Here is a 13,166-nt window from a genome sequence, read left to right as displayed (position 1 = left end):
CGCGCGGGCGTGTCCCGGGGCCAGACCGGCACTCGTAGGAGCCCGCTCGCGGGCGATGCTTTTGCAGATCCCTGGTCCGAGACAAGAGCATCGCCCGCGAGCGGGCTCCTGCGTGCCTGCGCCCGCGGCATCTTTCCGAATCCTTGCGTGACGCTACACTTGGCCTTTGCCCGATCGGCCCCTTCCGCATGTCGCAGCCTTTTGTCGCCCAATTCGATCCGGTCGCCTTCCATGTCGGTCCGGTGCAGGTGCACTGGTACGGCCTGATGTATCTGCTGGGCTTCCTCTTCGTCGCCGTGCTGGGCGAATACCGGCGCCGCCGCGGACGCCTGCCGGTGAGCCGCGACGCGCTGGGCGACTTGCTGTTCTACGGCATGCTGGGCGTCATCGTGGGCGGGCGCATCTGGTACATGCTGTTCTATTACGAGGGCGGTATCGGCTGGATCTGGCGCGAGCCGCTGGTGCTTTTCAAGGTGTGGGATGGCGGCATGAGCTTCCACGGCGGTCTGCTCGGCGTGCTCGCCGCAGGCTGGTGGTGGTCGCGGCGCAACGCGCTGCACTTCTTCGACACGGTGGATTTCGTGGCTCCGCTGGTGCCGCTCGGACTGGGCCTGGGACGGCTCGGCAACTTCATCAACGGCGAACTGTGGGGCAAACCCGCGCACCATGCATGGGCGATGATTTTCCCCGGCGCACAGGCCGAGGACATCGCCTGGGCCACGGCGCACCCGGCCTGGCTGCCGCAGCTGCAGCAGTTCGGCGGGCTGACCCGACATCCCTCGCAGCTCTACGAACTGTGCCTTGAAGGCGTGGTGATGTTCGTGGTGCTGTGGCTGGTGTCGCTGAAACCGCGTCCGCGTTATCTGGTGTCGGGTTTGTTCGCGCTGCTGTATGGCGTGTTCCGCTTCGCGGTGGAGTTCGTGCGCGTGCCCGACGCGCAACTGGGCTATCTGTTCGGCACCGACTGGGTGACGATGGGACAGATGCAGTCGCTGCCGCTGATCGCGGTCGGGCTGGTGCTGATCGCCATGTCCCGCCGCGCGCCCACGTTGCCGCTGGCCAATCCCTCGTAGGGCGGGTACCGCCCGCCGCTTCTTGACGCGCATGCGGCGGGCATTGCCCGCCGGCTGTTCCCCGGCACGACAATGATGGGTATTGTCCTCCCCGCGAGCGACGTCAGAAGTTGCGGTCGCCGCCCAGGATGTCGCCCAGGCCGCCGAGGATCGAGCCTTCGCCGCGACGTTGCCCGCCGCCCTGCGGCGCGGCTGCCAGCATGCGACCGGCCAGTCGCGAGAACGGCAGTGATTGCAGCCACACCGTGCCCGGGCCGGTCAGCGTGGCCAGGAACACGCCCTCGCCGCCGAACAGCATGCTCTTGATGCCGCCGACCGCTTTCACGTCCATGTCCACGGTGTCGTGGAAAGCCACCACGCAGCCGGTGTCCACGTCCAGCCGTTCGCCGGCGGCCAGCTCGCGTTTGATCATGGTGCCGCCGGCATGCACGAATACCCAGCCGTCGCCTTCGAGCTTCTGCATGATGAAGCCTTCGCCGCCGAACAGGCCGGTGAGGATCTTGCGCTGGAAGAAGATGCCCAGTTGCACGCCGCGCGCGCCGGCCAGGAACGCGTCCTTCTGGCAGATCAGCCGGCCGCCGTGGTCGGAGAGTTTCATCGCCAGCACGGTGCCGGGGTAGGGCGCGGCGAAGGCGACCCTGGCCTTGCCCTGGCCGCGGTGGGTGAACACCGTGGTGAACAGGCTCTCGCCGGTGATCACGCGCTTGCCGGCGGAAAGCAGCTTGTCCATCAGGCCGCCGCCGCTCTGGCCGCCGCTGGAGCCGTCGCCGAACACGGTATCCATCTGCACGCCGGCCTCCTTGTACATCAGCGCGCCGGCCTCGGCGATCGCGCTTTCGCCCGGATCGAGTTCGATCTCGACGAACTGCATGTCCGTGCCCACGATCGTGTAGTCGATCTCGTCGGCGCGTCCGCTGCCCAGCGTCGCCGGCACCGGCGGCGGACCCATCGCCGCGCCCAGTTCGGCCACGCTGCGGATCGCCTTCCACTCGGTGAAACCTTCGCGCCAGCAATAGCCGTCCGGCTGGCGCCGGGCCTGAGCCATCGCGGCGGCGTCATCCAGCGGGCCGACGCGTTCGGTATTCTTGCCGTAGCTGAAAAACCACGCTGCCATGACCGTCTCCGTGCGGAAAAGCCAGAGTCTAGCCGTGGCCCCTGCAGGAGTGCACCTTGTGCGCGATGCTCTTGTGCCGTGCCTCGAAGAGCATCGCGCACAGGGTGCGCTCCTACCTATACTTGGCCGATGCATCCATACCTCGACCTGCTCCGCCACGTCCTCGACCACGGCACCCCCAAGGCCGACCGCACCGGCACCGGCACGCGCAGCGTGTTCGGCTGGCAGATGCGGTTCGACCTTGCGCAGGGTTTTCCGCTGGTCACCACCAAGAAGCTGCACATCAAGTCGATCGTGCACGAGCTGATCTGGTTCCTGCGTGGCGACACCAACATCGCCTACCTCAAGGAACACGGTGTGCGCATCTGGGACGAGTGGGCCGACGCCAACGGCGATCTCGGCCCGGTCTATGGTCAGCAGTGGCGCGCGTGGCCGACGATCGACGGCGGCACGATCGACCAGATTTCCTGGGTGGTGGACGAAATCAGGCGCAACCCCGATTCGCGGCGGTTGATCGTCAGTGCCTGGAACGTCGGCGAGTTGCCGAAGATGGCGCTGATGCCGTGCCACACGCTGTTCCAGTTCTACGTGGCCCCTCCGACGGGCCCGGGACAGGCTGCCAGGCTCAGCTGCCAGCTCTACCAGCGTTCGGGCGACATCTTCCTCGGCGTGCCGTTCAACATCGCGAGTTACGCGTTGCTCACGCACATGATTGCGCAGGTCTGCGGCCTGGCCGTGGGCGATTTCGTGCATACCCTGGGTGACGCCCATTTGTACGACAACCATGTCGAGCAGGCACGCTTGCAGCTGAGTCGCGAGCCGCTGCCGCTGCCGCGGCTGGTGCTCAATCCCGAGGTGCGCTCGGTGTTCGATTTCCGTTACGAGGACATCGCGATCGAAGGCTACCAATCGCACCCGGCGATCAAGGCCGCGGTGGCGGTCTGATTCCGTGCGCGGCGCGGCCTGCTAAGATTCCAGACATCCCGCGGCGCCCGAGTGGCCGCCTTTTCGATGATCACGATTGCAAGGATTTCCCATGGCCATCTCGCTCATTGCCGCACTCGATGAAAACTTCGCGATCGGCCGCAAGGGCCAACTGCCATGGCACCTGCCGGACGATCTGCGCTGGTTCAAGCAGCTGACCGTCGGCAAGAATGTGCTGATGGGCTACAACACCGCCGTCTCGATCGGCCGCGCGCTGCCGGACCGGGTCAACATGGTCCTCACCCGCCGCCATGAGGCGCCGTTTCCCGGCCAGATCACCGTGCGCTCGATCGAGGAGGCGCAGGCGCGTTGCAGCAACACCGGCCTGATGGTGATCGGCGGCGGCATGGTGTTCGCCGAGGCCTTGCCCAACGCGCGGCGGATGTACCTGACCTGGGTCAGCGCAGCCATCGACGGTGCCGACACGTTCTTCCCCGGCGTGCACTTCAGCGATTGGACTGAAGTCTCGCGCGTGCACCACAAGGCCGATGCCGAGCACGCCTACGACTTCGACATGGTCGAGTACCTGCGCAACGCGTGATGCCCGCAACGGTCATGCACGTGATGGCTGGCGTCCTGCTGGACGACAATGGTTGCGTGCTGCTGGCGCAGCGCCCGGCAGGCAAGCATCTGGCGGGATTCTGGGAGTTCCCCGGCGGCAAGCTCGAAGCCGGCGAGACACCGCTGGCGGCACTGGCGCGTGAACTGCTGGAAGAGCTGGGCATCCACGTGCGCGACGCCGAGCCCTTGGTCTGCTTGCCGTGGCGATACGAGGAACGGGAGCTGCTGCTCGATGCCTGGCGCGTCTCGTCGTGGCGCGGGGAACCCCGTTCGCTCGAAGCACAGCCGTTGCAGTGGATGCTGCCGGCAAGCGTCGACCCGATGATCCTCGCTCCCGCGGACCGGGTGATTCTGGCGGAGCTGACGGCGCCGTTGTAGGAGCGCACAGGGTTGAAGTGGCCGGCTTTTTTCAAACCACGAGATAGGAGCGTCAAGCCGCTATCGCCTCAAACTCGGCGGGCGGGCGGTAGCAGAGTGTCGAGTGTAAGCGTTGATGGTTGTAGTAGTTGGCGACGTAGTCGATGACGTCGTGGCTGGCGTGCTTTCGTGTGGCATACGGCTCGTCGACCCATTCCTGTTTCAGGCTGCGAAAGATGCGCTCGACCACGGCGTTGTCCCAGCAATTGCCCTTGCGACTCATGCTCTGCACGGCGCCGTGCTGCTGCAGATGGGTGACAAAGAGGTCCGAGGTGTACTGGCAACCCTGGTCCGAATGCATCATGACGCCAGCGCCGGGCATGCGGGTGGCAAACGCCAGCTCGCTCGCTGCCAGCGCGAGGCGGGTGTCGGCGACGGCGCTCGTGGCCCAACCGATGATCCGGCGGGAAAACAGGTCGACCACGATGGCCAGGTAAAGCCAGCCCTGACGCGTCGGGATGTAGGTGATGTCGCCCGCCCATACCTGGTTCGGACGGCCCGGGTCGAACTGGCGGTTCAAGAGGTTCTCGGCCGGGGCCGGCTTGGTGTTGCGGCTGTAGTGTTTGAAGCGCTTCTTCTTCGCCGTGAGGTTCATCAGGCGCATGACCGTGGCCGCCCGCTCGCGGCCCACGTCCAGGCCGGCTCGGCGAAGCCCATGCGACAACGTGCGCGCGCCGCAGCTGCCACGGCTACGGCGACGGATGCGCTGCACCTCCTGCGCCACGGTGTCGTCCACTACCGCTGGCGGCGGCGTGGCGGCGTAATAACGGCTGCGTGGCCAACCCAGCAACGCATGGGTTTGCCGAACCGACAGTTCCCCTCTCACCGCGTCGAGCGCTTGCGTTGAAACAGCGCGACGAGGTGAGAGGGCAACGATTTTTTTAGCAGGTCGCGCTCCTGTGTCAGGGTGCAACGCGCTTCTTCGGACGCTTTCAACTGCGCCTGCAACTGCTCGATGAGGAGCCGCTGCTCGGCCACGGTGGTCGGCATCCGCGCCTCCCGCTCGCGCCAAGCCTCGACCCAACGGCGTAGCGCCGTGGGGCCAACTCCCATGATCTGGGCGGCGCGCGGCGTCGAATAGTCCGCCTCCACCACCAAACGCACGGCCTCCGCCTTGATGGAAGCCTCTATTTTCCGATGTCCCATGATTCACCTCGAAGGAGAGTTTCGCTCCTATCGGGTGGTCCGGAAATACCCGGCCACTTCAGGTACGCTCCTACAGTGCCAGTGCCAGGTACCGCTGATGCAGTTCGGCCACGGGCTGATCCAGCGCGCTTTCGTCGCCGCTGTTGTCGATCACGTCGTCCGCGAGGGCGAGGCGCTCGGCGCGAGTGGCTTGCTGCTCGATCATGCGCCGTGCCAGGGCCTCGTCGACGCCGTCGCGGGCGATCAGGCGGGCCAGTTGCACGGACTCGGGGACATCGACCACCAGTACGCGGTCGACCCAGCGGTACTGCGCGATGTTCTCCGCCAGCAGCGGGATCGCCAGCAGGCAATACGGCGCGCTCCCGCTCTGCGCGCGTTCGCGCAACCAGGCACGCACGCGCGGGTGGATGATGGCTTCCAGCCTGCGCCGCGCGGCGGGATCGGCGAAGACGCGCCGGCGCATCGAGGGACGATCCAGCTCGCCGCGGTCGCCCAGCACGTCCGCCCCGAATGTGGCAACCACCTCGGCAAGGCCTTCGCTGCCGGGTGCGATCACCTCGCGGGCAGCCACGTCGGCGTCATGCACCGGCACGCCGAGCGCCTCGAAGCGCCGCGTCACCGCGCTCTTGCCGGCGGCCACGCCGCCGGTCAACGCCACCACGAGGCGCGGCCCGCCGCTCATCGCAGGCCGGTGAAGTGCATGTAGCCCTGCAGCAACTGGGGACCGGCCATGAACCACACCCAGCCGGCGGCGGCCAGGAACGGTCCGAACGGCATCGGGATCTCGCGCCCGTGCCTGCGCAACGCGATCAGGCTGCCGCCGACCAGGGCGCCGATCAGCGACGACAGCAGGATCACCGGCAGCAGGGCCACCGGCCCCATCCACGCGCCCAGCGCCGCCAGCAACTTGAAGTCGCCGTGGCCCATGCCTTCCTTGCCGGTGAGCAGCTTGAACGCCCAGTAGACGCTCCACAGGCTCAGGTAGCCGATCGCCGCACCGATGATCGCCGAAGGCGCGCTGGCGAACAGCGGGATCAGCGACAGCACCATGCCAAGCCACAGCAGCGGCAGGGTCAACTGGTCCGGCAGCAACTGCGTGCGGAAGTCGATGCCGGCCGCGGCGATCAGCACCCAGGTGAACACCAATCCTGCCAGCGCGGTCCAGGACGGTCCGAATTTCCAGACCACCAGCGCGCTCAGCACGCCGCTGAACAGTTCCACCAGCGGATACTGGATCGAGATCTTCGCCTTGCAATAGCGGCAGCGTCCGCGCAGCAGCAGCCAGCCGAACAGCGGAATGTTGTCGGCCGCCGACAACGGATGCTTGCAATGCGGGCAGTGCGAAGGCTCGCGCACGATACCCGGCGGCAGCGGCGCGTCATCCGCCGGCAACTCCAGCACCTCGCGCGCCTCCCGGCGCCAGCTTGCGGTCATGCGCTCGGGCAGGCGCAGGATCACCACGTTGAGGAAACTGCCCACCAGCAGGCCGAGCACGGCGGCGAGGGCGATCCAGACGGCGAGGGGTAGTTCGGGCATGCGTTGGCCTTGTGCGTTCATGGTCCCCGGGCGGGGCAGGGTTCAAGGGTACGGTGCCGGGGCGCCGCCCACAAACGAAAGCGGCGGGCAGTGCCCGCCCTACGAGATATCACGCCGTAGGGCGGGCACTGCCCGCCGCTTTTTGTTTCGAGCGCTCTAGAACGTGCCGGCCAGCTTGAAGATCGGCAGGTACAGCGCGATCACGATGCCGCCGACCAGGGTGCCCAGCACCACCATGATGAGGGGTTCGAGCAGGGTGGAGAGGGTGTCCACCGCGTTGCTGACCTCTTCCTCGTAGAACTCGGCGACCTTGAACAGCATGCTGTCCAGCGAGCCGGACTCCTCGCCGATGCCGGTCATCTGTACCACCATGTTGGGGAACAGGCCGGTCTGTTTCATGGCCAGCTGCAACTGGTGGCCGACCGAGATGTCGTCGCGCATCTGTCGCACGGCGTCGCCGTAGACGATGCTGCCGGTGGCACCGGCCACGGCATCCAGGGCTTCCACCAGCGGCACGCCGGCGCGGAAGGTGACGCCCAGCGTGCGAGCGAAGCGGGCGATCGCGGAGTTGCGCACGATGTCGCCCATCACGGGCATTTTCAGCGCGAGGCGATCCAGGAAGTGGGCGAACTTCGGCGAGCGCTTCTTGCCGATGACGATGGCGGCGATGCTGCCGACGATGATGCCCACCACGATGTACCAGTAGCCCTGCATGAACTCCGAGGCGTCGACCAGGAACTGGGTCGGCGCGGGCAACTGCGCGCCCGCGTCCTGGAAGGTCTTGGCGAACACCGGCACCACGAACAGCAGCATGATCAGGATGACGATGAACACCACCGCCAGCACCATCATCGGGTAGAACAGCGCCTTCTTGATCTTCTTCTTGATCGCCTCGGTGCGTTCCTTGTAGGTGGCCACCGTGTCCAGCACGGTGTCCAGCACGCCCGAGGTTTCGCCGGCATGCACCAGGTTGCAGTACAGCTCGTCGAACTGCACCGGGTAGCGGCCCAGCGCCTCGTGCAGCGAGGCGCCGCCCTCGATGTTCTGCTTGACGTCGAGCAGCACGTTCTTGAAGCGGACGTTCTTCTGACCGTCGGCGATGATGTCGAAGGACTGCACCATCGGCACGCCGGAAGCCATCATGGTGGCGATCTGGCGGCTGAAGATCGCCACGTCGCCCGGCTTGATCGTGCTGCCGGAGGCGCCGAACAGCGGCTTGGCCCGTTCGCGCACGGTTTGCGGGTTCATGCCCTGGCGGCGCAACTCGGCCTTGACCAGCGAGGCGTTCTTGGCGGGCATGTCGCCCTTCATGCGCTTGCCGCGCTTGTCCAGCGCCACCCATTCGTAAGTGGTCAGTTGACTGACCTCGGCCCGCTGGGCGCCGAGCGCACGCGTCTTGTCTGCCCTTGCTTTTGCGGTTGCGGTAGCCGTGGCCATGCGCATCTTCCCCCGATGGTTCGATCTCGAAGCCGGCGCGCAGGCCGGCTGGCAAGTCATTTTCTACAGCTTAGGTCATTTTCGGCGCTGCAAACCGTGGCGCCTTGCGCAAGTTCCGCAGCGCTGCAGCCCCGCCGGGCGTCATTCCTTGGTCACCCGGTCGATCTCGGTGAGACTGGTCAGCCCCTGCTTCACCTTGAGCAGGGCCGAGGCGCGCAGGTCGTTGACTCCGGCGGCCTTGGCCACTTCGGCGATCTGCATCGCATTGCCGCCCTGCAGGATGATCTTCTGGATATCCTCCAGCATCGGCATCACCTGGTAGATGCCCACGCGGCCCTTGTAGCCCTCGTTGCAGCCCTCGCAACCCACGGCCTGGTAGATGGTCAGGCCGGCGTCGATGTCGGCCTGGCTGAAGCCGGCATCCAGCAGCACCTTCGGCGGCAGCTCGATCGGCTTCTTGCATTCGTGCAGGCGCCGGGCCAGGCGCTGGGCGATGATCAGGGTCACCGACGAGGTGATGTTGTAGGGCGCGATGCCCATGTTCATCAGGCGCGCGATCGTCTGCGCCGCGTCGTTGGTGTGCAGGGTGGACAGCACCATGTGGCCGGTCTGCGCGGCCTTGATCGCGATCTCGGCGGTTTCCAGGTCACGGATTTCGCCGACCATGATCACGTCCGGGTCCTGGCGAAGGAACGAACGCAATGCGCTGGCGAAGGTCATGCCGCGCTTGGCGTTCTGCTGCACCTGGTTGATGCCCTCGACGCGGATTTCGACCGGGTCCTCCACCGTGGAGATGTTGCGCTCGGCGGTGTTGAGCATGTTCAGGCCGGTGTACAGCGACACCGTCTTGCCCGAGCCGGTGGGGCCGGTGACCAGCACCATGCCGTAAGGCTTGTGGATCGCATCGACGTAGAGCTTCTGCTGCTCCGGCTCGTAGCCCAGTTTCTCGATGCCGATCCTGGCCGCCGAACCGTCGAGGATACGCAGCACGATCTTCTCGCCGAACAGCGTCGGCAGCGAGCTGACGCGAAAGTCGATCGCGCGGGTCTTGGAGAGGTTGAGCTTGATGCGGCCGTCCTGCGGCACGCGCTTCTCGGCGATGTCCAGCTGCGCCATCACCTTCAGGCGCGAGGAGATCCGATTGGCCATCTTCATCGGCGGGCTGGCCACGGCCTTCAACATGCCGTCCATGCGCAGGCGCACCCGGTACTGGGTTTCGAACGGTTCGAAATGGATGTCCGAGGCGCCGCGGCGAATCGCGTCGACCAGGATCTTGTTGACGAACTTCACCACCGGGGCGTCGTCCGTGGCATTGGCGTCGATGCCGGTGGATTCGGCCTCGTCGCTGCCCACCTCCAGATCCAGCTCGTCGAACTCGCCGGTATCCATGTCCGGCATGTTGTCGCGCATGGAGTTCAACAGGTTCTCGATCGTCCGCTGCAGCGAACTGCGCTCGACAAGGATCGGCTCGACCAGGCAATTGGAATGGAACTTGATCTCGTCCAGCGCGTGCGACTGGGTCGGGTCGGCGATGCCAACGAACAGGCGCTTGCCGCGCCGGAACAGCGGCAGCGCCTGATGCTTGGTCATCAGCGCCTCGCTGATCAGGTCCAGCGGCATCGTGGTCGGGTTGAGGGAGGTCACGTCCATCATCGGCATGCCGAACTCGAGCGACAGCACCCGCGTCAGCTGCGCGTTCTCGACCAGGTTGTGATCCAGCAGCCACGCGCCCAGCGACACCTTGCGTTGCGTGCTGTCGACCATCGCCTTGCGAACGTCATCCTCGGGCAGCAGCCCTTCGGACACCAGGCGGCGCGCCATGCCGGTCAGGCCTGCGAGCGACGGTTGCGGTTGCGATGACATAACTTACGTGACCCTTTCCCCGTATGTGGTTGAATCTACCGCAGTCTGGCGCTCAGGTCATCCTTTGCCTGCAGCCGGAGTCCCGGTAGGGTGATGCGGCGCACAAGCTGGATAGTCCGATCGCCGCCGGGGCGCAAAGGCGGCTTTGGTCCAAGCGTAAGCACGGATCGCGCCAGGCTGTCGTGTGGGCATTTGCAGGTTGGCTCCCGGTTCCTTACAGTACGGTAAGGAAAAAGGAGGCAGCCATGTCGACGTCCACCATCACCAGCAAGGGCCAGATCACCATCCCTGCAGCCGTGCGAGAGGCGATGCAGGTGCGTACGGGCGATCGAATCGAGTTTGTGGAGATTGAGCCGGGTCGGTACGAATTTGTTGCCGCAACGCGGCCGATACGGGCGCTCAAGGGCATGTTCGGCAAGCCACGAAAGAGCATGACAATCGAGCAGATGAACGCGGCGATCGCGGCGGCTGCGGCAGGCAAATGATCGGCCTCGATACCAACGTGCTGGTTCGCTACATCATGCAAGATGACGCTGCGCAGGCGAGCAAGGCTTCCGTCTTGCTCGAAAGCCTGACTGTCGATGCGCCGGGCTGGATAGCACTGATGTCCATCGTCGAGTTGGGTTGGGTATTGGGCGCTGCCTATGGTTTGCAGCGCACCGAGGTGCTTGCGGCGATCGAATCCATACTGACAATCAAGGAGCTGCGAGTAGAGCGTGCCAGTCTGGTATGGAAAGCGCTGCGCGCCTGCCGCGCAACCAAGGCAGATTTGGCGGATTGTCTGATCGCCAGCTCCGCCGCCTCGGCTGGCTGCGAACGCACCATGACCTTTGACCGCGCCGCGGCCAAGTTTGCGGGCATGAGCTTGATTGCCTGACTTCGCACTCACCGGCAGTCCTCGGCCAACCTTCACGCTATGATCCCCCTTTACCGGGGAGCCCGATCTTGAACCAGCTCAGCATCATCCTGCCTGCCAAGAACGAGGCGCCCGCGCTTGCGGTCTTGCTGCCGCAACTGCGCGCGGCGCAGCCGCAGGCCGAGATCATCGTGGTCGACGACGGTTCGACCGACGACACCCGCAGCGTCTGCAAAAGCCACGGCGTGCAGTGCCTGTCCTCGCCGTACTCGATGGGCAACGGCGCGGCGATCAAGCGCGGCACCCGCGCCGCCAGCGGTGAGATCCTGGTGTTCATGGACGGCGACGGCCAGCACGACCCGGCCGACGTCGCGCGCCTGCTGGACCAGTTGAACCGGGGCTACGACATGGTGGTGGGCGCCCGCGACTGGGGCAGCCAGGCCGGCGTGGGCCGCGGCATCGCCAACACCTTGTACAACTGGCTGGCCACCAAGATGACGGGCCACCCCGTACTCGACCTCACCTCCGGTTTCCGCGCGGTGCGCGCCGACAAGTTCCGCGAATTCCTGCACCTGCTGCCCAACGGCTTCAGCTACCCCACCACCAGCACCATGGCCTTCTTCCGCAGCGCCTACGCGGTCGCCTACATCCCGATCAAGGCCGCCCAGCGCGTCGGCAAGAGCCACATCCGGCCGCTCAAGGACGGCATCCGCTTCCTGCTGATCATCTTCAAGATCGCCACGCTGTATTCGCCGCTGAAGCTTTTTGTGCCGGCCAGCGCGGCATTCTTCCTGCTTGGTTGCGCAAATTATGCTTACACTGCGTTCGCCTATCACCGACTTACCAACATGAGCACGCTGTTGTGGAGCGCGGCGGTAGTGATATTCCTCATAGGTCTCGTGTCCGAACAGATCACGAGTTTGATATATCGGAAGTAGACGCAGCATGCCGCGAGTGCAATTGGTTTGTCAGTTCGGGCAGCCCGTTCGTGGCGTCAGCCCTTATGGTGACGCATTACTGAGCGGTCTTTCAGCCTGCCGCGGTCTGACTGTCGAGCCTGTGGACTTCCGATCTGCTTATCCTTCAGCCCTGCATCCAGCCGGGGGCTACGGAGCTGTGGATCGAGGCGAGCTTCATTGGGCCGACCCCAGGACGTGGTATCGCATTGCTCACGATGATGCTGATATCGTACATTTGCAGCATTGGATGCCTCCGTTGGCCAGCTACTTGTGGCCGCTCGCGGCTATGTCAAAAGGAGCCGGCAAGCGCGTTGTTATTACGGTGCATAATCCCGAACCACATGAGCCTTTAGCGCTATTCAATGCATTGGAGCATCGCTTGCTGCGTGTCGCAGATACATTGCTAGTCCACGACGCTCGGGGCGAAAAGATTCTGAAGCGCAAGCTGGCCGGATGGCCCTGTGACGCACGCATTATTCCACATGGCGTGAATACCGATATCCGTGTACCGCGACAGGCCGCTGATTATGAGCAGACGTGCTTGACCCCGGAGAGACGTTACGTCCTGATGTTCGGCAATCTGAGGGAATACAAGGGACTTGAAATTCTGCTTGAGGCTTGGCGACAGATCATGGACCTTCTGCCGGACGTCGATTTGGTCATCGCAGGCAGGCTTTGGAGGGGTGGTGGTGGCGTGCTGTCCAGAGTGGCTGCGGGCATGATGGGCTCGGGACGCTATTCCAGGAAAGTCATGGAAAAGCTCGCATTGTTTGGCTCTTCGACACGGGTCATAGTTCGAGAAGGGTTTATATCGGACGACGAGATCAATGCCTTGCTGAGAGTGTCGGAGCTGGCACTGTTCCCCTACGAAATATTTGCAAGCCAATCAGGTGCGGCCTGTCGTGCGGCCGGAAGTGGCTGTCCCGTGTTGGTCACTGACGTTGGCGGACTCCCCGACCTGGCTATAAGTCGCGATTGGGTGATTGCCCCGGGTAGCGTGGAGCAATTGGCTCGTCGTCTGTTGGACAGGCTCTCATACGGCGCGGTCAGAGATGTTTTTGAAGCTGATCAACGGGCTCGTATTGAAAATTACGGTTGGAAGCATGTGAGCCAGATGCACGCGGACGTCTACCGTGATTTGACGGGGGCAACAACTTGCGACTGAATTATGTGAAATCTCGGCAAGGATGACTGTTTCGATACGGCCCTCATGGCTCTTC

General features: G+C 64.7%; 15 protein-coding genes. 8 read left to right on the top strand and 7 right to left on the bottom strand.

Annotated features, from left to right (window positions below):
• Positions 1 to 188: 188 nt before the first annotated feature.
• Positions 189 to 1,073, top strand: a complete 885-nt coding sequence (gene lgt / locus ACVCMG_RS05540) for a prolipoprotein diacylglyceryl transferase (RefSeq protein WP_447105778.1) — start codon at positions 189 to 191, stop codon at positions 1,071 to 1,073.
• A 103-nt stretch (positions 1,074 to 1,176) separates the two neighbouring features.
• On the opposite strand, the gene ACVCMG_RS05535 is transcribed toward lgt, so the two are convergent.
• A complete protein-coding gene (locus ACVCMG_RS05535; RefSeq protein WP_395117079.1) occupies positions 1,177 to 2,187 on the bottom strand; it encodes a TIGR00266 family protein in 1,011 nt (336 codons plus the stop codon).
• A 129-nt stretch (positions 2,188 to 2,316) separates the two neighbouring features.
• Between ACVCMG_RS05535 and ACVCMG_RS05530 the strand changes: the two genes are divergently transcribed.
• The 3 genes from ACVCMG_RS05530 (at position 2,317) to ACVCMG_RS05520 (ending at position 4,110) form a co-directional block, all read left to right on the top strand.
• The gene (locus ACVCMG_RS05530) at positions 2,317 to 3,132 is read left to right on the top strand and encodes a thymidylate synthase (protein WP_447115073.1); all 816 of its coding nucleotides are present in this window, start codon (positions 2,317 to 2,319) and stop codon (positions 3,130 to 3,132) included.
• Positions 3,133 to 3,223: 91 nt separating this feature from the next.
• Positions 3,224 to 3,712, top strand: coding sequence for a dihydrofolate reductase (locus ACVCMG_RS05525; protein WP_395117083.1), 489 nt, complete (start codon positions 3,224 to 3,226; stop codon positions 3,710 to 3,712).
• The gene (locus ACVCMG_RS05520; protein ID WP_447115072.1) at positions 3,712 to 4,110 is read left to right on the top strand and encodes an NUDIX domain-containing protein; all 399 of its coding nucleotides are present in this window, start codon (positions 3,712 to 3,714) and stop codon (positions 4,108 to 4,110) included. Before ACVCMG_RS05525 ends, ACVCMG_RS05520 begins: the two co-directional genes overlap by 1 nt.
• 52 nt (positions 4,111 to 4,162) lie before the next feature.
• Here the strand turns inward: ACVCMG_RS05520 and ACVCMG_RS05515 are convergent, their stop codons facing one another.
• The 6 genes from ACVCMG_RS05515 to pilB form a co-directional block, all read right to left on the bottom strand.
• Positions 4,163 to 4,975: an IS3 family transposase gene (locus ACVCMG_RS05515; protein ID WP_447114654.1), complete on the bottom strand. Its 813-nt coding sequence runs from the start codon at positions 4,973 to 4,975 to the stop codon at positions 4,163 to 4,165.
• Positions 4,972 to 5,295, bottom strand: a complete 324-nt coding sequence (locus ACVCMG_RS05510; RefSeq protein ID WP_447114653.1) for a transposase — start codon at positions 5,293 to 5,295, stop codon at positions 4,972 to 4,974. The genes ACVCMG_RS05515 and ACVCMG_RS05510 overlap by 4 nt, the downstream gene beginning before the upstream one ends.
• Positions 5,296 to 5,365: 70 nt before the next feature.
• Positions 5,366 to 5,977: a dephospho-CoA kinase gene (gene coaE, locus ACVCMG_RS05505; protein WP_395117087.1), complete on the bottom strand. Its 612-nt coding sequence runs from the start codon at positions 5,975 to 5,977 to the stop codon at positions 5,366 to 5,368.
• Complete coding sequence (locus ACVCMG_RS05500; protein ID WP_447099395.1) at positions 5,974 to 6,831, bottom strand: prepilin peptidase; 858 nt, start codon at positions 6,829 to 6,831, stop codon at positions 5,974 to 5,976. Before ACVCMG_RS05500 ends, coaE begins: the two co-directional genes overlap by 4 nt.
• A gap of 156 nt (positions 6,832 to 6,987) precedes the next feature.
• Positions 6,988 to 8,268 carry a type II secretion system F family protein gene (locus ACVCMG_RS05495; RefSeq protein ID WP_395117093.1) on the bottom strand — a complete coding sequence of 427 codons (1,281 nt, stop codon included), beginning with the start codon at positions 8,266 to 8,268 and terminating at the stop codon, positions 6,988 to 6,990.
• Positions 8,269 to 8,409: 141 nt separating this feature from the next.
• Complete coding sequence (gene pilB, locus ACVCMG_RS05490; RefSeq protein ID WP_395117095.1) at positions 8,410 to 10,131, bottom strand: type IV-A pilus assembly ATPase PilB; 1,722 nt, start codon at positions 10,129 to 10,131, stop codon at positions 8,410 to 8,412.
• 245 nt (positions 10,132 to 10,376) lie between these two features.
• Here pilB and ACVCMG_RS05485 point away from each other — a divergent pair, with 245 nt between their 5' ends.
• From ACVCMG_RS05485 to ACVCMG_RS05470, 4 genes are all read left to right on the top strand, one after another.
• Positions 10,377 to 10,616: an AbrB/MazE/SpoVT family DNA-binding domain-containing protein gene (locus tag ACVCMG_RS05485; protein WP_395117097.1), complete on the top strand. Its 240-nt coding sequence runs from the start codon at positions 10,377 to 10,379 to the stop codon at positions 10,614 to 10,616.
• Positions 10,613 to 11,008, top strand: a complete 396-nt coding sequence (locus tag ACVCMG_RS05480) for a PIN domain-containing protein (protein ID WP_447115071.1) — start codon at positions 10,613 to 10,615, stop codon at positions 11,006 to 11,008. Before ACVCMG_RS05485 ends, ACVCMG_RS05480 begins: the two co-directional genes overlap by 4 nt.
• A gap of 68 nt (positions 11,009 to 11,076) precedes the next feature.
• Positions 11,077 to 11,925, top strand: a complete 849-nt coding sequence (locus ACVCMG_RS05475; RefSeq protein ID WP_447115070.1) for a glycosyltransferase family 2 protein — start codon at positions 11,077 to 11,079, stop codon at positions 11,923 to 11,925.
• A gap of 7 nt (positions 11,926 to 11,932) precedes the next feature.
• Positions 11,933 to 13,111 carry a glycosyltransferase family 4 protein gene (locus ACVCMG_RS05470; protein WP_447115069.1) on the top strand — a complete coding sequence of 393 codons (1,179 nt, stop codon included), beginning with the start codon at positions 11,933 to 11,935 and terminating at the stop codon, positions 13,109 to 13,111.
• The last annotated feature ends 55 nt before the right edge of the window (positions 13,112 to 13,166 follow it).

Source organism: Rhodanobacter sp. UC4451_H18 (assembly GCF_052978225.1).
The sequence above is the reverse complement of the archived record's forward strand: the minus strand, read 5'-3'. Positions and strand labels throughout refer to the sequence as shown.